This is a genomic window from Sphaerochaeta sp. PS (assembly GCF_032144095.1).
GTDB lineage: Bacteria > Spirochaetota > Spirochaetia > Sphaerochaetales > Sphaerochaetaceae > Sphaerochaeta.
Window position 1 is genome coordinate 38,907 of sequence record NZ_JAVSNJ010000004.1, and the last position, 20,567, is coordinate 59,473.

Annotated in this window: 23 protein-coding genes; 14 read left to right on the top strand and 9 right to left on the bottom strand. The window is 53.9% G+C overall.

Translation table 11 applies throughout. From position 1 onward, the window contains the following. Positions 1-38: 38 nt before the first annotated feature. On the top strand, positions 39-434 hold the full coding sequence (locus ROJ03_RS05820) for a translesion error-prone DNA polymerase V autoproteolytic subunit (protein ID WP_313726065.1): 396 nt from the start codon (positions 39-41) through the stop codon (positions 432-434). Then, the gene (locus tag ROJ03_RS05825; protein WP_313726066.1) at positions 431-1,669 is read left to right on the top strand and encodes a Y-family DNA polymerase; all 1,239 of its coding nucleotides are present in this window, start codon (positions 431-433) and stop codon (positions 1,667-1,669) included. Before ROJ03_RS05820 ends, ROJ03_RS05825 begins: the two co-directional genes overlap by 4 nt. Here ROJ03_RS05825 and ROJ03_RS05830 read toward each other — a convergent pair. From ROJ03_RS05830 to ROJ03_RS05855, 6 genes are all read right to left on the bottom strand, one after another. Continuing rightward, the gene (locus tag ROJ03_RS05830) at positions 1,656-2,069 is read right to left on the bottom strand and encodes a YbgC/FadM family acyl-CoA thioesterase (protein WP_313726067.1); all 414 of its coding nucleotides are present in this window, start codon (positions 2,067-2,069) and stop codon (positions 1,656-1,658) included. The two genes, ROJ03_RS05825 and ROJ03_RS05830, sit on opposite strands and share 14 nt — an antisense overlap. Beyond that, on the bottom strand, positions 2,069-3,334 hold the full coding sequence (locus ROJ03_RS05835; RefSeq protein ID WP_313726068.1) for a diaminopimelate decarboxylase: 1,266 nt from the start codon (positions 3,332-3,334) through the stop codon (positions 2,069-2,071). Before ROJ03_RS05835 ends, ROJ03_RS05830 begins: the two co-directional genes overlap by 1 nt. Further along, complete coding sequence (locus tag ROJ03_RS05840; protein ID WP_313726070.1) at positions 3,327-4,559, bottom strand: LL-diaminopimelate aminotransferase; 1,233 nt, start codon at positions 4,557-4,559, stop codon at positions 3,327-3,329. Before ROJ03_RS05840 ends, ROJ03_RS05835 begins: the two co-directional genes overlap by 8 nt. Position 4,560: 1 nt before the next feature. Then, a complete protein-coding gene (gene dapA / locus ROJ03_RS05845) occupies positions 4,561-5,478 on the bottom strand; it encodes a 4-hydroxy-tetrahydrodipicolinate synthase (RefSeq protein WP_313726071.1) in 918 nt (305 codons plus the stop codon). Continuing rightward, on the bottom strand, positions 5,475-6,248 hold the full coding sequence (gene dapB / locus ROJ03_RS05850) for a 4-hydroxy-tetrahydrodipicolinate reductase (RefSeq protein WP_313726072.1): 774 nt from the start codon (positions 6,246-6,248) through the stop codon (positions 5,475-5,477). The genes dapA and dapB overlap by 4 nt, the downstream gene beginning before the upstream one ends. Before the next feature lie 94 nt (positions 6,249-6,342). Continuing rightward, on the bottom strand, positions 6,343-8,694 hold the full coding sequence (locus ROJ03_RS05855) for a DNA topoisomerase 3 (protein WP_313726073.1): 2,352 nt from the start codon (positions 8,692-8,694) through the stop codon (positions 6,343-6,345). 218 nt (positions 8,695-8,912) lie between these two features. Between ROJ03_RS05855 and ROJ03_RS05860 the strand changes: the two genes are divergently transcribed. The 6 genes from ROJ03_RS05860 (at position 8,913) to purU (ending at position 12,852) form a co-directional block, all read left to right on the top strand. Beyond that, on the top strand, positions 8,913-9,146 hold the full coding sequence (locus tag ROJ03_RS05860; protein WP_313726179.1) for a 4Fe-4S binding protein: 234 nt from the start codon (positions 8,913-8,915) through the stop codon (positions 9,144-9,146). 517 nt (positions 9,147-9,663) lie between these two features. Beyond that, a complete protein-coding gene (locus ROJ03_RS05865) occupies positions 9,664-9,831 on the top strand; it encodes a 4Fe-4S binding protein (RefSeq protein ID WP_313726074.1) in 168 nt (55 codons plus the stop codon). Between the two features lie 70 nt (positions 9,832-9,901). Beyond that, positions 9,902-10,567, top strand: coding sequence for a hypothetical protein (locus ROJ03_RS05870; RefSeq protein ID WP_313726075.1), 666 nt, complete (start codon positions 9,902-9,904; stop codon positions 10,565-10,567). Then, positions 10,560-11,759, top strand: coding sequence for an exodeoxyribonuclease VII large subunit (gene xseA, locus ROJ03_RS05875; RefSeq protein WP_313726076.1), 1,200 nt, complete (start codon positions 10,560-10,562; stop codon positions 11,757-11,759). The genes ROJ03_RS05870 and xseA overlap by 8 nt, the downstream gene beginning before the upstream one ends. Positions 11,760-11,762: 3 nt before the next feature. Further along, the gene (gene xseB, locus ROJ03_RS05880; RefSeq protein WP_313726077.1) at positions 11,763-11,972 is read left to right on the top strand and encodes an exodeoxyribonuclease VII small subunit; all 210 of its coding nucleotides are present in this window, start codon (positions 11,763-11,765) and stop codon (positions 11,970-11,972) included. A gap of 10 nt (positions 11,973-11,982) precedes the next feature. Continuing rightward, a complete protein-coding gene (gene purU / locus ROJ03_RS05885; protein WP_313726078.1) occupies positions 11,983-12,852 on the top strand; it encodes a formyltetrahydrofolate deformylase in 870 nt (289 codons plus the stop codon). Between the two features lie 154 nt (positions 12,853-13,006). Here purU and ROJ03_RS05890 read toward each other — a convergent pair whose 3' ends face one another. Both ROJ03_RS05890 and ROJ03_RS05895 read right to left on the bottom strand, forming a co-directional pair. After that, positions 13,007-14,116: an aminopeptidase gene (locus tag ROJ03_RS05890; RefSeq protein ID WP_313726079.1), complete on the bottom strand. Its 1,110-nt coding sequence runs from the start codon at positions 14,114-14,116 to the stop codon at positions 13,007-13,009. A 16-nt stretch (positions 14,117-14,132) separates the two neighbouring features. Further along, the gene (locus ROJ03_RS05895; protein ID WP_313726080.1) at positions 14,133-14,873 is read right to left on the bottom strand and encodes a pseudouridine synthase; all 741 of its coding nucleotides are present in this window, start codon (positions 14,871-14,873) and stop codon (positions 14,133-14,135) included. A gap of 428 nt (positions 14,874-15,301) precedes the next feature. Here ROJ03_RS05895 and ROJ03_RS05900 point away from each other — a divergent pair, with 428 nt between their 5' ends. The 3 genes from ROJ03_RS05900 to ROJ03_RS05910 are packed head-to-tail and all read left to right on the top strand — an operon-like array spanning position 15,302 to position 17,639. After that, positions 15,302-16,228, top strand: a complete 927-nt coding sequence (locus tag ROJ03_RS05900; protein WP_313726081.1) for an ABC transporter substrate-binding protein — start codon at positions 15,302-15,304, stop codon at positions 16,226-16,228. Next, complete coding sequence (locus tag ROJ03_RS05905) at positions 16,228-16,914, top strand: ABC transporter ATP-binding protein (RefSeq protein WP_313726082.1); 687 nt, start codon at positions 16,228-16,230, stop codon at positions 16,912-16,914. Before ROJ03_RS05900 ends, ROJ03_RS05905 begins: the two co-directional genes overlap by 1 nt. Then, complete coding sequence (locus tag ROJ03_RS05910) at positions 16,911-17,639, top strand: ABC transporter permease (RefSeq protein ID WP_313726083.1); 729 nt, start codon at positions 16,911-16,913, stop codon at positions 17,637-17,639. The genes ROJ03_RS05905 and ROJ03_RS05910 overlap by 4 nt, the downstream gene beginning before the upstream one ends. A 72-nt stretch (positions 17,640-17,711) precedes the next feature. On the opposite strand, the gene ROJ03_RS05915 is transcribed toward ROJ03_RS05910, so the two are convergent. Next, positions 17,712-18,290 carry an NAD(P)H-dependent oxidoreductase gene (locus ROJ03_RS05915; RefSeq protein WP_313726084.1) on the bottom strand — a complete coding sequence of 193 codons (579 nt, stop codon included), beginning with the start codon at positions 18,288-18,290 and terminating at the stop codon, positions 17,712-17,714. 162 nt (positions 18,291-18,452) lie between these two features. Here ROJ03_RS05915 and ROJ03_RS05920 point away from each other — a divergent pair, with 162 nt between their 5' ends. From ROJ03_RS05920 to ROJ03_RS05930, 3 genes are read left to right on the top strand one after another with little or no spacing between them, the layout of a single operon-like run. Continuing rightward, positions 18,453-19,376: a CBS domain-containing protein gene (locus ROJ03_RS05920; protein WP_313726085.1), complete on the top strand. Its 924-nt coding sequence runs from the start codon at positions 18,453-18,455 to the stop codon at positions 19,374-19,376. 1 nt (position 19,377) lies between these two features. Then, positions 19,378-19,728, top strand: a complete 351-nt coding sequence (locus ROJ03_RS05925) for an iron-sulfur binding hydrogenase (RefSeq protein WP_313726087.1) — start codon at positions 19,378-19,380, stop codon at positions 19,726-19,728. Beyond that, the gene (locus ROJ03_RS05930) at positions 19,712-20,419 is read left to right on the top strand and encodes a PHP domain-containing protein (protein WP_313726088.1); all 708 of its coding nucleotides are present in this window, start codon (positions 19,712-19,714) and stop codon (positions 20,417-20,419) included. The genes ROJ03_RS05925 and ROJ03_RS05930 overlap by 17 nt, the downstream gene beginning before the upstream one ends. The last annotated feature ends 148 nt before the right edge of the window (positions 20,420-20,567 follow it).

Below are 20,567 nucleotides of genomic sequence, written 5' to 3' on the forward strand. Positions count from 1 at the left end.
ACTTGACATTTGTTAAGTAGTTGGTACATGATGGGCCCATGGATGAGTTATTGGTACCATTTTTCCTGGAGACAGTACGCTGTGGCTTTCCCTCCCCTGCTGCAGACAGCAGGGAGGAGAGCCTGGATTTCAATACCTTGCTGTTCAAACACAAGGCGAATACCTACTGCCTCCGGTGCAGTGGGGACTCCATGAAGCTCAAGGGTATCTTCAGCGGGGATATCCTGGTGGTCGACAGGAGCATCAGGGCAAAGAGCGGCGATGTCATCGTAGCAGAAACAGGGGGGGCCTTCACCGTCAAGACTCTGCTCCTCAAGGAGGGGAAAGCGATCCTACACCCCGAAAACCCTGATTTTGCCGATATCGTCATCGCTGAGGAGGAAGAGCTGGTCCTCTTTGGGGTGGTCACTGCAGTGGTAAGGGTCATCCGATGATCGGGCTCTGCGACTGCAACAGCTTCTATGCCTCCTGCGAGCGCCTGTTCCGTCCCGACCTTCGCCGTCGTGCAGTAGTGGTGCTCTCCAATAACGATGGATGTATCGTCGCCCTCTCCTCCGAGGCAAAAAGCCTGGGCATCAGGCGAGGGGCTCCCCTGTTCGAGGAGAGGGAGCGTCTCGAACAGGTAGGGGCAGCGATCTTCTCCTCCAACTACACCCTCTACCAGGACCTCTCGGACAGGGTCATGGCGACCCTCCTCTCCCTGGTGGGGAACAGGGAGGTCTATTCGATCGATGAGGCCTTCTTTACCTTGGAGGGGCCCACCCAGAGCCAAGCCGAACAGATCCGCAACGAACTGATCCGCATGACAGGCATCCCCGTCTCCATCGGGCTGGCCCGCACCAAGACCCTGGCAAAGCTGGCCAACCATGAGGGAAAGCGCTTACCCTCGGGGGTGATGATCCTCACAGCCGAACAGGAGCAGGGTCTTTTGCAGAGGACGAGGATAGGGGATGTGTGGGGAATCGGAAGAAGAAGGGAGGAGATGCTGCAGAAAAGGGGAATCCGCACAGCCTACGACTTCATCTGCAAGGACGACCGGTGGATCGAGAAGCACTGCACGATCACCGGCCTGCAGACGGCATGGGAGCTGCGTGGCAAGAAAGCTGTCAGTATCGAGGTGGAGAAAAGCCTCTCCCTCTGTAGTGGCATCTCCTTTGAAAAGCCGAAGGAGAGCTTCGAGGAACTTGAACAGAGCCTGGCCTGCCACTGTGCCACCCTCAGTGCAAAACTCACCAAACGGGGCAAGCAGGCAAGGGAGGTCACCGTAGCCCTCTATACCAGCCGTTTCCAGGATGACTACCAGTGCCCATCGGCAACGGTAGTACTGTCGCAGGGCTCTGACTACACCCCTACCCTGCTTGCAGCAGCCAAAGCATGCCTGGTTGCCATCTACAAGAAAGCACCCTACAAGGCAAGCAGGGTGTGGGTCACAACCCTTGAGCAACAGGGGTTGCATCAGTACAGGCTCTTTGAGCCGGAACTGGAACAAAAGCGGATAGGCCAGGAAGAGAGGCTCTCTCCTGTGGTGCAGGAAATACAGAAGGCCTACGGCAGGAGGGCTCTGGTCTGTGGTACGGCAGGGCAGATGCTCAAGGCTGACCTGATGGGCCAGGCCTTTCTCTCACCGCGCTATACCACAGACTGGAAGGCACTGCCTACAGTTCGTTGACTGCAGGGGCAAACCAAGGGGGCATCGGGACCGGACGCATGGTAGCTGTACTGACTGCCGCCACCTTTATCAGGAGCACACACAAGGTCTCTCCATCACGCTTGACCGTCTGCCTGAACACGATGGAGAAGTGCTTGGCCTCCTCTATCTCGGTCTCGACAGCGAGCAGGTCATCAAGGTGTGCAGGCCTCTGGTAGTCCACATTGACGGACTTGACCACCAAGGCCAGCTGTTCTTCTTCCATAAGGGCCCGGTGGGACCCTTTCTGCTCGGCATTCGACCCGATATCCCTAAGCAGTTCGGTCCGGGCATGCTCTGCAAAGTCCAGATATCTGGCGTGGTAGACAATACCACCGCAATCGGTGTCGCTGTAGTAGACGCGTATGGGGAAACTATGCATCACAGTTCCACCGGAGCACCGTCGAAACGCAGGGTTGCAACGTAGTCGTCATAGGTCTGGGCCCTGCGGATCATGACCACAGAACCATCCTCCCGCAACAGGTACTCAGCGGCCCTGAGCTTGGCATTGTAGTTGAATCCCATGGCATGGCCGTGGGCTCCGCTGTCGTGTAGTACGAGCACATCCCCCTTCTCAATCCTGGGAAGGGGCCTGTCGATGGCAAACTTGTCGTTGTTCTCGCACAGCGACCCGGTCACGTCATAGATGTGGTCGCATGCCTCCGCTTCCTTGCCAACGACGGTGATGTGATGGTAGGCACCATACATGGCAGGGCGCATGAGGTCGTTCATCGAGGCATCGAGGCCCACATACTCCTTGTACTTGCTGGTAACATGCCTGACCTTGCTCACCAGATATCCATACGGACCGGTTATGACCCTACCACACTCAAAGACAATGTTGAGGGGGTCAAGGCCTGCAGGGACAATGATCTGGTTGTAGAGCTCGTGCATACCCTGGCTTACCGCTTCAAGGTCCATGGGCTCTTGGCCAGGCCTGTAGGGGATGCCAATGCCACCGCCCATGTCGATGAACTCAATGCGGACACCTGCCTCTTTCTGGATCCGTACACAGAGCTCGAACAGCATCCTTGCCGTCTCCACTATGTAGGTTCCATCCAGCTCGTTTGAGGCTACCATGGTGTGCAGGCCGAAGCGTTTGACCCCTTTCTCCTTCATGATCCTGTAGCAGTCCACCACCTGGTCGGTCGTTACCCCATACTTGGCTTCCACAGGGTTGCCGATGATGGCATTTCCGGTACGTTCTGGACCGGGGTTATAGCGGAAACAGATAAGGGAAGGGACCTCTTTCAAAGCCTCTTCCATTGCCTCTATGTGGGTGATGTCGTCGAGGTTGATGATGGCCCCTTGCCTGTAGGCTTCCACAAACTCATCAGAGGGGGTGTTGTTGCTGGTGAACATGATGTTCTCCCCGGTGATGCCGCTCGCTTCGCTGAGCAGTATCTCGGGAAGGGAAGAGCAGTCACTGCCAAACCCTTCCTTTTGCAGGATGGAGAGGATGGTCGGGTTGGGACAGGCCTTGACGGCAAAATAGTTCTTGAAGCCTGGGGCCCAGGAGAACAGGCGGTTGAACTGTCTTGCATTCTCGACTATGGCGCGCTCATCATAGAGGTAGAAGGGCGTCGGAAGCTTCTCGGTCAGAAGCAGCAGCTTCTCAGAACTCAGGGGAAGGGTTTTCTTACTCATAGCGTAGGTTCTCCTCTATCGATGCAATGGCCTTAACCACGTTCTCGCGATGTCCATAGGAAGAGACCCTGACAAAGTGCTCTCCTGCAGGCCCAAATCCAGCTCCGGGGGTGACCACCACATGGCAAGAGTCCAAAAGCAGGTCGAAGAACTCCCAGCTAGGCATCCCATTGGGGGTTTTTGCCCAGATATAGGGGCTGTTGACCCCACCGTAGACGGTAAGCCCGACCCGGGTCAGACCCTCCCTGATGATCCGTGCATTTTCCATGTAGTAGTCGACCAAGGCCCTACTCTGCTCATACCCTTCGCCGGAGAGGGCTGCAAAGCCACCGGCCTGGGCAATGTTGCTTGCACCATTGAAGAAGGTACACTGGCGCCTGTTCCACAGGGCATTGAGCACCCCGGCCTTGGCATCCTCGCACTCGAGGGCCTTCGGCACGATGGTCCAACCAAGCCGTACACCGGTAAAGCCGGAAAACTTGGAAAAGCTGTTTATCTCGATGGCACATCCCTTGGCGCCTTCGATCTCATAGATGGAGTGGGGATACCCCTCTTCGGTGATGTACTCACTGTAGGCACTGTCAAAGATGATGACACTCTTGTGCTCGAGGGCATAGTCCACAAAGGCCTTGAGCTGTCCATGGGTAAAGACGGCTCCTGTAGGGTTGTTGGGGCTGCAGAGGTAGATCAGGTCCACCTTGCCCTCAGGCGGAGAGGGGACAAACCCATTCTCCTCACAACTCTTCAGGTAGACAAACCCGTCATAGCAGAGCTTCTGCTTGTCAAAGAGACCGGTCCTTCCTCCGACAACGTTGCTGTCGACATAGACTGGGTAGGCAGGATCCTGTACAGCGATGACATTGTGCTTGCCGAAGATATCCTGAATATTTGCTGCATCACTTTTGGCACCATCGCTGACAAAGAACTCGGTTGCCTCAAGGGATACCCCATAGCGCCTGTAGTAGTGCATCAGAGCTTCCCTAAGGTAGGTATCGCCCTGCTCATCGCCGTACCCCGTATAGGTAGCACGGTCAGAGAGCGCATCGATCTTCGCCCTCATGGCGTTGCATACAGCCTCAGGCAGGGCCTCGGTGGTGTTGCCAATACCGAGGCGCAGGATCTTTGCTTCAGGGTTGTCCTTCTGCCACAGCTCTGTCCTTCTGGCAATCTCGGGAAACAGGTATCCCCCTGCCAGTTTCTCGAAATTCTTGTTTATCGTAGCCATCCTAGATTCTCCTCATCAGTGCACCAAGGCTGTCCAGCTTGTCCAGCTCTGCATAGAGCAGTGCACGGTTGTTCTCGTTCTCAAAGGTACACATCGGCAGGCGGAAGGACTCTTCACACCAACCATAGCGGGCCATGGCGGTCTTTATGGGTATGGGGTTGGTCTCATAGAAGCATGCCTTGAAGAACCCTGCAAGGTTTGCCTCCATCGCCCTCGCCCCTGGCATGTCGCCACCGAGGGCAAGCTTTACCATCCTGGAGATGTATGCGGGGCAGATGTTCGACCCTACGCTGATGACCCCATCACCACCCAACTCGATCAGGTCGAGACAGAGGTTGTCATCCCCACTGAGGACATGGAAGGCCCCATGGGTGGCATCAATGACAGATTTCATCTGCTCGAGGCTTCCGCTGGCTTCCTTTACCCCCACAATGTTGGGACATGCCTTGCTGAGGGCCTGGACAGTCGGGGTTTCGATGTTCACCCCGGTCCTCCCCTTGATGTTGTAGAGGATGCAGGGGACATCCACACTGTCGGCTATTGCCTTGAAGTGCAAGAACAGCCCCTTCTGGGTAGGCTTGTTGTAGTATGGGTTTACCAGCAGGACTGCATCGGAGCCAACTTCCTGGGCATGACGGGAGAGGCGAATTGCCTCGCTGGTGGCATTCGACCCAGTTCCAGCGATGACCGGTACCCTGCCGTTGGCAAACTTCACCGTCAGGGCGATGGCCCTGTCATGCTCATCATGGCTGAGGGTCGGGCTTTCGCCGGTGGTTCCGCAGGGGACCAGGCCTGAAATCCCGGATGCTATCTGTGTCTCGATGATCTGCTCGAGCATCTCCTCATCCAACAGGTCTTTCTTGGTAAAGGGTGTTACCAAAGCGGTAAATACTCCCTTGAAACTGATATCTTTTCTCACTGTACGCTCTCCCCTTGTAAAAATACGTCTTCGAGCATGTCATCCAGGGTAAAGAACCCCTTTCGGCCGTCGGCGATCCAGGATGCGGCCTTGACCGCCCCTGTGGCAAACCCCTCTCGCGATCGTGCCCTATGGGTAAGCTCTACTGTGTCGTCCTGGCTGTCAAATGTCACGGTATGGGTACCGGGAACCCAACCACCCCTTACGGAGGCGACATGGATCTCCCCTGGTTCCCGCCTTCGGTGGAGGGTATCGGAATAGATGGTGGTTTTGGTGGGACTATTGTCCAGCACGATATGGGCGAGCATCTCTGCTGTTCCCGATGGGCTGTCTGCCTTCTGTGCATGGTGGATCTCCTGGATGAAGGGGTCATAGAGACCAGTCATCCCAAAGAGTCGGGAGGCAAGTTTCGCCACCTGAAAGAACAGGGCCACCCCGAGGGAGAAGTTTCCACTATAGATTATGGCACACTCACTCTCGTCGATGGCTGCCCGCACCTGGGGCATCTGGTCGTACCAACCTGTGGTTCCTATCACGGCAGGGATGCCCAGGCGTGCATAGAGGACGATGTTGTCCACAACCTTGCTGGGATGAGTGAAGTCAATGGCTACAGAGCAGCCATTGAGGGTAGATGCATCCACATGGGTGTCGGTGACCTCCGGCAGGTCAACAAAAGGATCGATGACCGCAACCACCTCATGACCAGAGCCAAGGGCTTGGGAACGGATCAATTTTCCCATTTTTCCATATCCAACTACAGCTATCCTCATAGTGCCTCCAAACATGGAGGTAGACTATCAGAAAAGCTACAATGTTGTCTATAGTATAACAGAATGTTTTTATTGTAACACTTCTGTATGACTATTACCTCTTTTTCTTGGAATCTCGCTTCTTCCGATCCTCACTTGCCTTCATGAAGTCAGCAAACGTACCGCCACCGGTTGGGGCCTCCTCAACAATTGGGGTGGATACCCCTCGGTTCCCCCATGGGCGGTCCTCAGCCGTCCTGGGCGCCACAGGGCGGGTATCCCGCTGGTAGGAGAGCTTGCTGGGACGCACCACCTCGATGACGGTCTCCCAGGTGTAGGCGGGCTTGGCCTCTTTCCCTGGAATGTCATCAGGCAGCGAGAAAGCTTGCATCCCATCTGTCTTGGGCAGGGGCTTCTTCTTTAGGATAACTTTTTTCCGTACGGCAGGGGCCTCCCCTTCCTTGGCCTTTGCAACGACCTTTACCACAGGGGCAACAACAGCAGGCTCCGGAACAACGTTTACCCGCTTCTTGATCTCTCGCTCCTCGTAGGAGCAGGAGAGCCTCTGGCAGATATAGTGGTTCTGCCCGATCTCGTCGACCACCTTCATCATGGAAGCCTTGCAATGGGGACAGGTCTTGGCCTCCTTGAAATGAGGGGCGAAGGTCTCGCCGCTGGTTATGACCTGCTTTACCAGGTCACGGGTACTTTTCTTGATGTCCTCGATGAAGAGGGAGCTGTCCTCCTTGCCCTCGGCAATATGGGTGAGCCTCTCCTCCCACTTTCCTGTAAGGTGGGCAGAGCAGAGCAGGTCCGGTGCGAGGCGGACCAGTTCCCTGCCCTTGGCTGTTGGTACCAAGTCCTTGCCCTGGCGTTCAACATAGAAGTTCTGGATCAGCTTCTCTATGATGTCTGCCCGGGTAGCAGGGGTGCCTAGGCCATTTCCCAGGCTCTTCTTCAGGTTGGCATCATCAACAAGACGTCCGGCATGCTCCATTGCGGAGAGGAGCGTTGCCTCGGTATATCTGGCAGGGGCTGAGGTCGCCATACGGCGGACCTTCACACTGCCGACTGTCACCTCGGCGCCATCGTTGAGGGAGAGCAAGGCTGCATTGAAGGGCTCATCGTCGGCGACCAGGTTTGCAGCACTACGCCGCCCGATGAGGCGGGCGACGTCACGCCACCCCTGTTGGGTAGGGATGGTAAGGCGGGTCTGGAAGCGGGAGCCCTCCACCTCCGCGATGAGGGTGGTGGTCTTGTAGAGATAGTCTGGGCTGAGCACCTCAAGGAACCTCATGACGATGAGTTCCCAAAGGGAGCGCTCGTTCTTTGACAGCTTGGCAAGGTCGACCTTTTGGTCGGTGGGAATGATGGCGTGGTGGTCGGTGACCTGCAGGTCCTGCACAAAGCGTTGTTCATCTATCCTATAGCCATCCTGAAGAAAGGAGGCTGACAGCGGGGCAAAGGGTGTAAGGCTGAGGGAGCGTAGTCGCTGGGGAATGGTTGCGACGATGTCGCTGGTGATGTAGCGGCTGTCGGTGCGGGGATAGGTCACGATCTTGTACTGCTCGTAGAGCCTCTGCAGGGTATCGAGGGTCTCCTTGGCACTGAAATCGAGCTGGTTGTTTGCATCACGCTGCAGTTCAGTAAGGTCGTAGGCAAGGGGGGGTTGTTCTGCCTTGTCGACGGTTTCCAGGCTGATGATCCTACCTTTCTTGCCGACCAAGGTAGTCTCCAGACGCTTGGCACTCTCCTCTTCCTTGATGCGTATCGTATCCTCATCCGTATAGAGGGAGGCGGAGAACGAACCAAAGTCAGCCTTCAGCGTCCAATAGAACTGGCCGGCAAAGCTTTCGATCTCATCCTCACGGTTGGTCATCAGGGCAAGGGTCGGTGTCTGTACCCTTCCCGCTGAGAGCTTGGCGTCGTAGTGGCAGGTCAGGGCCCGTGTCACGTTCATCCCCACATACCAGTCAGCTGCGGCACGGCTTTCGGCAGCACGGTAGAGGTTGTCGTAGAGTTTTGCATCCTTGAGCTTGGCAAATCCATCCGTGATGGCACTGTCTGTCTGGCTGCTGATCCAAAGCCGCTTTGCCGTCCCCTCATACCCTGCTAATTTGAGGATCCAACGGGCAACCAGCTCGCCTTCGCGGCCAGCATCCGTGGCGATTACCACACTATCGATATCCTTGCGGCCAAGCAGGGCCTTCACCACATCAAACTGTTCGGCGCTCTGGGGGATGACCTCCTGCACCAATTTGTCTGGAAGCATGGGCAGGTCACGGAGCGACCATCGCTTGAAACGGTCACTGTAGGCAGCAGGCTGTGCAAGCTCCACCAAGTGTCCAAGGGCCCAGGTGACGACATAGTCGGGACCTTCGATATACCCTTTCTCACGTTTCCAACAGTTCAGCACCCGTGCAAGTTCCCTTCCAACACTTGGTTTTTCAGCAAGGACTAGTTTCATTTGTACATCTCCCCTAGGCAAAACTATACCCGTTTTGCACTATTTGGGGCAAGAGAAGCCACAATACCAAAACGAGATCCAAACTAATTGCTAATCTCAACAGTTGCTAATAACAAGCATTTGACATTAATCCAATTATCCTATATGCTCCGAAACCATGACTAATTAGTCTTGATCAAAACCACTGACTTGGAGATACACACATGGCTTTTGACTTTATGCAGTATTTTGCTACCACACCAAAAACAGAACAAACAGGAGAGAGACATCTCACCGTCAAAGCGCAGAGGTGCCCACAAAACCACCGTTGCCCGTCTGTTGCCATCTGCCCGTTTGGGGCACTAACACAAACAGGATATGCAGCACCTGTAATTGACTATACAAAGTGCACTGGTTGTGGAAAATGCACCCGCTACTGCATGCCAAGGGCCCTGGTAATGGAGAGGAGCTAAGCACGGGGAGTTTCAATCCACACACCCCTGACGGGTGCGATATTATGTAACTCAGAAAGTGTGCCTAATTTCGCTAGCTATCAGGAATCTGGAAAATTCTTTTTTTCCCTACAGATAAGGCCCTCCACCAGAGAGGGCCCCAGGCTACTTGATAGGAGTACGACCCTACCAGACTTCGCCAACAGGTACATGGTAAACCAGATACCCGTTAAAGTCAAATAAATACCTATAAAACAATGGTTTAACCAACCTTTGTACCAACGTATCACTTAGTGGGGTTCCATGGTATATTGACAAATACTATGGTGAAAATTGTACCGGGCAAGGTTTTTTACATGTGTATAAATCTCTGGTTTTCCCCCTCGTTTTTTTCCAATATTCTTTATTTTCCTTGGCTTTCATTATGCTTATAGTTTTTATATATATACTATTAGTACATTTTTTTCTTCTTTATTGACTTGAAAGACAAGGGGGTATATAGTCTGAAGCAACGAAAACGTACTAAGGAGTCAAGAGTATGGCTTACAAAATCACTGACGCTTGCGTGGCTTGCGGAACTTGCTTGCCCGAATGCCCTACGGATGCTATCTCGGAAGGCGACATCTATGTAATTGATGCAGATCTCTGCATCGATTGTGGCACCTGTGCCGATGTCTGTCCCACCGCAGCTATCTTCCAGGAGTAAGATAACCTCTTTTGGTTGAGAGACAGCATATATGGCTGTCTCTTTTTTTTCTACCATAAGGATTTATTTCATGTACACCAATCTTCCTACCTTGGGTGCACCCATCATGATAGTGGGGTTGCTTGCAGGGTTTTTCCTCTGTTTTTATGGCAATCATGCCAAGAAATACCTCATTCCCCTACGCAGCACCATCTCAGGGGCCATGGTCAGTCTGGCAGTGTCACTGCTGCTGTTGCAGAGGAACGAGATTGTTGGGATCCTCAATTCCTCTTGGTCGCTCCAGAGCCTTGTCGACCTGCTGATCAACAAGGAAACCTACCCCTATAGCATCATCTATCTGCTGGCCATTTCGGTCGGAGCCTTAGTCCTCTTCTACCTTTCACGCAAACCAGGGGTCTTCCTTGGCAAGATAGTCGCCCTTTTCACTGGCTTGAGCATGGCACTGTTCATCTTCCTGCTGCTATTGGGATTTCTCCCCTTCACCCTGAGCCTGCTCTTTTCAGCGATAGTGCTGGCAGTCATCCTCTTTTTCTGTTTTCGGGACTTCCCCTCCTACCTGGCTGTGGAAAACTCCATTGCAGGAGCCCTCCTCATAAGCTACCTCCTTTCTCGGTTCTGGTACCTGAAACTATGGATTTTCCTCTCCTGGGCGGCAATCCTCACCGTTGCAGGGATCCTCAGCCAACTGCGTAGCCTGAATAGACATAAACAAAAGCGAGAGAAACTCGATGCATGATGACAACCTCCTCATGAAGACTGAGCTCTCGGTAAGCGAGATCACGACCCTCATCAAGAAAACCCTGGAAGAGGGTTTCTATGGATTGCGGGTAAGCGGTGAGATCTCAAACTTCAAGCCTGCTTCCAGCGGGCACTGGTTCTTTACCCTCAAGGACAGCAACGCCTCCCTTTCGGCCATCATGTTCAAAAGCAGCACATGGAAGGTAAACTTCCAACCCCGGGAAGGGGACAAGGTAGTGGTAACCGGCTCGCTCGACGTCTACGCAGCGAGAGGTACCTACCAGATGAAGTGCGAGACCATGGAAAAGAGTGGCAGCGGTGAGATCCTGGCCTTGCTGGAGGAACGCAAACGCAAGTATGACGCAATGGGGTACTTTGCATCCGGGCGCAAGAAGCAGATCCCTACCAAACCCAACAGGGTCGGAGTGGTAACCAGCTCCACAGGGGCTGCCTTACAGGACATCCTGCAAATCCTTTCCCGTAGGGCCCCATCGCTAGACATCCTCATCCTCCCTGCAACAGTCCAGGGTAGCAGTGCCGCCCTTACCATAGCCAACAGGATCAGGCAGGCAAACCACCTGCTTCTCTGTGATGTGCTCATCGTTGGCCGCGGAGGAGGTTCCCTGGAGGACCTGCTGCCTTTCAGCGAGGATGCAGTCATCCAGGCAATCTATGAATCAGAGATTCCTGTCATCAGCGCAGTAGGCCATGAGATAGACTGGGCCCTTTCGGACTTTGTCGCAGACCTTCGAGCCCCTACCCCCTCGGCAGCAGCCGAGCTGGTAAGCCAGGGGATACTCGACATCCGCCAGAAGGTGGAAAACATCTCCCTTACCATACGCAAGAGCATGGTCCACACCCTGCAGCTTCTGGAACACCGCATCCCAAGCACGACGGCGATGCAGCAAAGCATTGCACATCTGGTGGAAAGACGTGAATATCTCTTGGCAAATGCAGGGCAGAACATGCTCCTGGCCTATCGGGAAAAGATTGAAAAGAGCTCACAGAGGGTTATTCTGGCAACCAGAGAGTTGCAAGCCCTTTCTCCCCTTGCTATACTGGCGCGAGGCTACACACTCGTCTTTGATTCACAGGGCAAACCCGTCCACAATCGAGAAGAAGCCAAGGTTGGAGAACATATCAAACTGACATTCATCGACGGAAGCCGCAAGGCCCTTGTAGAGGAGTAGACCATGAGTTTTGAAACAGATGTTTCCAGAGTCGAAGAGATTGCCCAGAAGCTCAATGCTTCTGATACATCCCTTGAGGAGAGCCTTGCCTTGTTCGAAGAGGGTATGCGTTTGTCCAAGAAGTTGGAGAAGACACTTTCTGAGGCGAAAAGCCGCGTAGAGATCGTGTTGGGTGACGAGAGTGACAACGCCGAAATAACACCATTCGAATAAAGGCTCAACCATGGCAGCAAAAAAGAAGATCATTTTCCTCATCCAATGCGAGGACCGCAAGGGAATCCTGGCAGCAACCTCCACCTGGTTCTATTCCAGGGGATACAACATCCTCCACTGTCAGCAGCATACGGACAACATCGAGGGCAGATACTTCATGCGTATCGAGCTGGATATGCAGGACCTCAAGACCACCAGGAAAGAACTGGAGGATGACTTCTCCCTGTTTGCCCAGGAGTACCACCTCTCCTGGGAGTGCCACTACAGCGACTATCTTGCAAGGATGGCCATCATGGTCAGCAAGACCAGCCACTGCCTCTATGACCTGATGACCCGAAAGAATGAAGGCGAGCTGCAGTGTGAGATATCGCTGATCATCAGCAACCACCCCGACCTCGAGGCAGTGGCAAACCAGTTCAGGATCCCCTTCTACTACCTGCCCGTAACCAGCGAAACAAAACAGAGCCAGGAGGAGAAGGTCCAGTCGCTACTCAAGCGCTTTGACATCGACCTGGTGGTCCTGGCCCGCTACATGCAGATACTCTCACCCGAGTTCACCCATGCCTGGCAGGGGAAGGTCATCAACATCCACCACGGCTTCCTTCCAGCCTTCCAAGGGGCAAACCCCTATAGGCGGGCCTATGAGCGTGGGGTGAAGATGATCGGAGCCACGGCCCACTATGCTAGCGAGGACCTGGACCAAGGCCCCATCATCGAGCAGGATGTGGTGAGGGTCAACCATGAGCTTTCACCCGATGGGCTGAGGGACGTAGGCAAGGATGTCGAACGCAGGGTACTGGCACGGGCTGTGCAGGCCCATCTCGAAAGCAGGATCATCATCTGGAACAACCGGACCATCGTATTCAACGTCGAACGGTAAGATAGGGCTTTTAATAATCCTCGTTGTGCAAAAACATAGGAAAGGCGATGGATCTCCAAGGGAGGTTCATCGCCTTTGACTTACGTACAGGTCATATCGATAGCCTGTCGTTCTTGTCAATCACTTTTCAGTTTTTTTTGGGGGCTAGCCGTTTTCAGTCGCTGAAATTCAGCCCCACTAGCTCCGGATGGAGGAAAACCCCATCCTTTCTGACCAGCACCCCGTCAAACCAGATCTCCCCGCCACCATATTCGGGGCGTTGGATCTGCACCAGGTCCCAGTGTACGGAAGAGCGGTTGCCATTGTCACAATCATCATAGGCATTACCCGGGGTAAAGTGGATGGACCCGGAGATCTTCTCGTCAAAGAGGGTATTGTCCATCGGATAGAGCACCCCAGGGTTGCACCCAAGGGCAAACTCCCCAATGAAGCGGGCCCCTTCATCCACATCCAGGATTTCATCGATCAGATGGTCGTCATCGCTATGCGCCTCGACAATCTTGCCATCCTTGAAAACAAAGCGGATATCCTTGAACTGGTGGCCATGGTAGGTGCTGTCACAGTTGTAGGCGATCGTTCCATTGACCGAATCCTTGACAGGGCATGAGTAGATCTCCCCGTCGGGGATGTTCATCTTGCCTGCACAGGGGATGAAACCCATCCCCTTGACGGAAAACTGCAGGTCAGTGCCAGGAGCAAGAATATGGACCTTGTCCACGGCATCAAGATACTTCTTGGCCCTATCCATGACCTGGGCCATCTTCTGGTAGTCGACCTCAGTGCAGACCTGGTAGAAGAAATCCTCAAACTCCACGGTTCCCTTGTTTGCCTGCATGGCCATGATCTCTGTAGGATAGCGCAAGACCACCCATCGGGTATGGGGAAGACGGGTCTTCATATGCACCGGGGTGTTGTAGAATTTTCCATACAGGTTCGATTTCTCGGGAATGGATGCCAGCTCCCTGACGTTTGCAATCCCACGGATGCCTATGAATGCATCGACCTGCTTCATGCGGTAGGTGTCCACATCGGCCCATTTCTCCAACGAGGCTTCAGATGCACTCTGCACCATTGCCCGCTCAAGCCTCTGGTTCCATACATTGACCAAGGGAAAACCCCCTACCTCATAGACTGCAGCGATGAGTGCCTCAGTCATGGAGGTCGGGATATCCACTGCATTTATCAGGCAGGACTCCCCTTTCTGCAACGCTACCGAATACTCCACAAGAAGCTTCGCAAGCTTCTGTTCTCTCTGATCTGCCATATACTTCTCCTTGCTCTTATTGATCGACCCGTATTTCCATCTGCTGCTGGGTAACCGGGTGCAAGAGTTGCACGGCTACCGAACGGAGGGAGAGGTTGGTCTTCTCCAGCCCATGATAGACCCTATCCCCATCAAGTGGCCAGCCACTCCAGGCAAGATGGGCCCGCACCTGATGGCGAAAACCGGAGGAGAGCCTGCAGGTAAACTGCTTGGCCCCATCAGCGCCCTCGCCACTGTAACAAACCTTGGTAAGGTACCAGGTACCGGTACTCTTGTCCAAAAGATGCTTCGGACTCTCTGCATTGACTGGGCGGACCTCCCTGCGATTGGTCCCATACCTACGGAAGAGGCTACCGATGGTAACCTCCTTGCCCTTTCCTGCAAAGGGATCCTCATAGGGGTACTCGGGAAATCCAACGATTGTACAGGGGGTGTAGAGCGTGCTTTGTGCACGGTACTCCTTCCAGAACAGGTCAGCCTTCTGGATGGTTTGCAGGAAGGCATATGCTTCCTTTGTCCTGGCAACCACCACCAGACCACTGGTTGCGGTGTCCAGGCGGTGCAGCACACCCCCTTCCCACACATTGGCACCCGACACCTCAAGGACTTCCGGGTAGCGATCACCAATAAGAGAGAGCAGGGTCTGTTTCTCAACAGGATCGTCCTTCAAAGGGACCGTAGGCAGGTTTGCCTGTTTGTCCACAACAAGAAATGAGGGTTCCTCATGGACCACCCGTAATGTCAAAGCATCTTCCATATAGGGTAAATATACTAAAAAAACCGTTGGGAATCACCATAAATCGGAACTTCTTTAGGAAGTTTCACCTAAGGGCTTTGCATCAAACCATATATTTGAGGCCTATGCCCCACACAGAATCATATTTCCCCTCTATACCTTCCAAGGGAAATACTACCAGCCGTTTCTGTTTTTTCCCTAGTCCAGAAGCATTTCCTCCCTGGTATTGCAGTAAGTCCAAAAGGTTACCCCCTGAGAAATACTTGGACAAGAGGTAAACGCATACCGTGCCATGCAATCCAACCCTCCCGGCCAGATGGTGTCTCTTGGAAAACCCAATCCCATACACATCTGGGGGTACAATTCTTCGCGACCACTCTTTTCCCAGTGCATCGAATGTGTATATACTGCCACCCTTACAGATCCCTAGGTTCACCATGAGGCAAAGAATGTACAAGAAGATTTTGATCACCCTCCTTTTCTCCCTGCTACTCTTGTTTTCCAGCTGTCAGAAGGCCAGCAAGGAAGCGGCAACCCAAAGTAAACTCCCCACCCTTACGGTGGGGATGATGAGCGCCGTCGATGCAGCTCCCTTCTACGTAGCCCTCAAAAAGGGTTATTTCAGGGAAGCTGGCGTTGATGTCCGCCTCATGCTTTTCACCAATGCCCAAAATCGCCAGACAGCCCTGCAGACAGGCCAGGTCGACGGGGCGATGACCGACCTCGTCGCCCTCATCACCCAGACGGCCAGTGACTTCAAGCTCATCGGTACCCTTTCCACCGATGGGGATTTCCCCCTCCTGGCAAAACCAGGATTGGAGGGCAAGAAGGCCATATCAGTTGGGACCATGGAGATCAGCGTCACCAACTACCTAGTAGACCACTATTTGGGCAACGATCATACACTCTCCAAAGTCTTCATCAATGAAATCCCAGCCCGGCTTGAGGCGGTAGTATCCGATCAGCTCGATGCCGGCATATTTCCTGAACCCTTTGCCTCCATCGGCTCCCTGCGCGGTTTGGACAAGCTCTTCTTTGAAGGCATCCCCTCCGAAAGCCTGAACCTCATAGCCTTCACAGAAAAGGCGGTTGCAGAGAAGTATGATGCCTTGAAGAAGTTCCATGCTGCCTATGCAAAGGCAGTGGTGGATATCCGACAAAACCAGGAACTCGCCCTCGATGCCCTGATGGAGAACATCCCAAACCTCCCAGAAGAGATCCGCTCCACCATACACCTGCCCCAGTATCATGAGCCCAGGCTTCCCAGCAGCCATTTCATGGAGGAAATCATGACGTGGACGGAATCGGTTACCGGTACAACGTATACGTTTTCTCCCACCAGCATGATCGATCCCCGCTTTCTCGAGGGTCTGTGATGCTGAGCATCAAAGATGCAGGGCTGCGCTATGGCAGCAAGGTAGCATTCTCCAACTTCTCCCTGGAGGTTGAGGAAGGCGGCATGGTGAGCATCATCGGTACAAGCGGATCTGGCAAGACAAGCCTTCTCTACGCCATTGCCTCCTTGCTTCCCCTCAGCGAAGGTAGCATCTCAGCCCCCGAGCAGTGCTCAATCATGTTCCAACAGGACCGTCTGTTGCCGTGGATGCGTGTCATCGACAATGTGATACTCGGCCTTCCCAAACAGATGAGAAAGGAAGGAGAACAGCTCCTGTCACTGATGGGGCTCCTTGAGAGGAGGGAGAGCTATCCCAAGCAACTCAGTGGAGGGGAACGGCAGAGGATCGCCCTTGCACGGAGCCTCATCCGCAATCCCCGCCTCCTTTTGCTGGACGAACCTTTTGCCTCGCTTGACGAACAGACGAGGGAACGGCTACAGGATGAGGTAAAGACCTACGTCAGGGAACGTGGCATTACCTTGCTCATGGTAACCCATAGCATCAAGGAGGCTGTTTTTATGGGGGAGAGGATCGTGGTGATGACCCCTGGGGGCATCTCCCATGAGACAGCCAATCCCTACCATGGAGTTGGCGACCTGCGCAGCAGCATTGAGGCCTTTGCCTTGGAGAGGGAACTACGCTCCCATCTAGGAGGAAAGGCATGAAATACCTGCGAGGTTCCCTGGTCGTGCTTGTAGCCTGGTACCTGCTTGCCTTGGCTGTACACTCCCCTATCATCCCCTACCCCCATGCCGTATTTGTCTTCCTGCTACGGAGCATGCAAAAATCCAAGACCTATCTGCACCTGGCATTTTCCCTCTATCGCATCCTCATGGGAATGGCCCTTGCCTTACTGTTCGCCATTCCCACCGGCATGGTAGCCGGCCGTACGAAACGGTTGGACCAGATCATCTCACCGGTGCTCTATCTGCTCTATCCCCTTCCGAAGATTGCTTTTCTGCCGGTGTTCATGGTGCTCTTCGGTATCGGGGAATTGTCCAAGATCATCCTCATAGCCGTCATCATCTTCTTTCCTGCAGCAGTTACCATCCGCGATGGGGTAAAGGAAATCCCCCCGGACTACCTGCAGCTTGCCCAGGCCTACCACCTTTCTCCGAAACAGGTGACCAGAGCCCTCATCTGGCCGGCTATCCTGCCCCGGATCTTCTCTTCGCTGCGCATTACCCTCGGCATCTCTCTTTCGGTACTCTTCATCAGTGAAAACTACGCATCCACCTTTGGTCTTGGCTACTACATCATGAACAACTGGATCATGGCCCAGTATGTGGGCATGTATGCAGGCATCGTCCTGCTCAGCCTGCTTGGGTTGGCCCTCTATGTAGCCCTCGATGGTCTAGAGCGTTTGGTCATTCCACCGCAGACCCGCTAGAAGGCAAAAGGAGGAACAAGCATCATGCTTCTTCCTCCTTCTTTCTCTGTGGCTACGCTATTGTTTGTGTGCTCAACCTCGTTCGCGTGCATCCTTGAGAGCTGTCGCCCACCAGGAAAGCTGGTCAAGCATCGCACCTACCTGTGGTTCAAGCCCGGCTAGGTCCTTGACCTGTTTCTGCCCGTTCATGATCGGGTAGAAGTCATTCCCCTGTATCAGGACGGATTGCCTGACCGGCGCCATCTGAAGCTCGACGCAGATGTCCTTGAGATGCTGGACTGCACGGGCACCACCGGCAGAGCCGTAGGAGAAGTATGCAGCTGCTTTGCGGTTCCATTCGGGGTAGGCATAGTCAAGGGCATTCTTCAAGGCTGCGGTAATGCTGTTGTTGTATTCGGCAGTGACGAAAATGAAGCCGTCAAGACTCGCAACCTTTTTCTGCCAAGCCTGGGCAACCGCATTGGTTGAGGGGACATAGGCGTTCGAGGCAACCTCATCAAAAAACGGCATGGGGTAATTCCGAAGGTCAACTATCTCAAAAGAAAGATCGGTGCGCTTCCTTGCGACCGACGCAACATATTCTGCTGCCTGCTCCCCTATTCTTGCTGCTCTGGTACTGCTTATGACAATTCCTATCTTTGGTACGCTCATGGTACATCTCCTTATCGATTCTAGATTGCTATATATATAGTAGCATACAATAATATTTTGATATCGTCAAATGGTAGGAGCATCTTTTCTTGACCTCCTTGTGAGCGGCATCTTCTGACAAGATTGCTTTTCAACCGGTGCTTCCTCATGTATACTGGCCCTATGCAAGAGATACCCATCAACACAGTGACCTCGCCCAATGTCATTTTGGAACTGATCTACCGCCTCAAGGTCAAGGACGTGATGACCACCGACCTGGTGACCGCCACCAAGGAGACCTCCCTCAGGGAGATCCAACACATCATGCGCGAAAGGCAGGTTACCGGGCTTCCCATCGTCATGGGCAAGCGCCTTATCGGGATAGTGAGCATGGACGACATCATCCAGGCCCTCGACAAGGGCTACATCAACGAGAAGGCGCAGGACCACATGACGCGCAACCTCATCGTCCTGGAGGACGACATGCCCGTCTCCTTTGCCATCAACTATTTCGACAGGTTCTCCTACCATAGGTTCCCGGTGCTCAACAAGCACAAGGAGCTGGTCGGGATGATCACCAACCGCGACATCACCAGCACCCTGCTGGTCGAGATAAACCGGGAGATCGAGGAACTGGAGAGAAGGACCAGCTCATCCAGCATGAGCGATGAGATGAACGGGGAGATCCACACCTACTCGATCATGAAGAACGACTTCGAGAATGCCGGCTTTGCCAGCACGGAAATAAAGAAGCGTCTCAAGAAGGCCGGGGTCATGCCCCACATCATCCGCCGCGCCGCAATCGCAAGCTACGAGTTGGAGATGAACCTGGTGGTCCATTCCGATGGCGGGGAGCTCATAGCGGAATATACCCCGCAAACCCTGCAGATAACGGCAAGGGACAGCGGACCGGGGATACCCAATGTGGATGAGGCTATGACCGCCGGATGGTCCACTGCAAGTGAGTGGATCCGGTCTCTGGGTTTCGGTGCCGGGATGGGTCTGCCCAACGTCAAGTCTGTTGCAGATGAGTTTGCGATCGAGAGCGACATGAATGGAACAACCGTCTGCTGTAGCATCAAGCTACAGAGCGATGAGGAGAAATAGCATGCAAGTAAAGGATTTGGCCGCCTTGGAAGGGTTTGTCACACAAACCATGGAGAATGGGGATGATAGTGTCCTTGATGCCTATGCAGGGGACCTGCTGAGCGACGTGATGGGCAATGCCCCCTCAGACAGTGTGCTCATCACCATCCAGGCCCACAAGAACACCGTAGCAGTGGCCTCCTTGGCAGGGATCAAGGCAATCATAATCTGTAACCAGAGATCCACTCCCCCTGATATGCTTCAGGCAGCAAAGGAAGAGAGCATAGCGGTCTTCACCTTTGACGGGACACAGTTTGAGGCGAGTTGCAAGGTAGCATGTCTGCTAGGAAAGGTTGATGCTCGTAAAGGTTGACCTGCACAACCACTCCTGTCTCTCCCCCTGTGGAGACGACGACCTAACCCCTGCCCTCCTCGCTGTAGAGGCGATGGAGCAGGGCATCGAGATCCTTGCACTCTCTGACCACAACTGTGCGCGCAACCTCCCGGCCTTTGACCAGGCCTGCCAGCTCTGCTCCATCATGGGCCTGTTCGGCATCGAGGTTACCACCGTGGAAGAGGTCCATGTCCTTACCCTGTTTGAAAAGCTCAAGGATGCGATGGAATTCGGCAAATTCATAGAATTCCTTCTTCCTCCCATAAAGAACGACATCCGGCTCTTCGGCAACCAGCTGGTGGTCAATCTGGAAGGGGAGGTGCTGGAGCGTGTGGAGAGGCTGCTCATCACCACCAGCGGCATCAGTTTCGGGGAGGTTGTGGAAGAGGCCCTCAGCAGGGATGCCCTGGTCATCCCCGCGCATATCGACCGGTATGCAAACAGCGTCCTCGCCAACCTGGGCTTTCTTCCCGACCTTCCCTACTCTGCGCTGGAAGCGATACGGCTCCCTGTCCAGGCAGAGACCTACCACAAGACCATTCTCACCGCCTCCGATGCACACAGCCTTGCACAGGTCGGCAGACGATCCTGTTTTCTCGAACTCGAGGAGATCTCCTTTGAGGGCCTCAAGGCAGGTCTTTGTCGCGGATTAGTTTCGTACAAGTCATAACTTCTCCGCAACTTATCCCACCCACACCTAGGTCATATGGGCTGTCAGTAATCGCTAGATGTCTTTTGACACAACCCCACATCGTTCAAAAACCTCTTACCAACAAACATGCGTTTGGAGTGTCTACCGATAGTTTCTTCACTGTCAT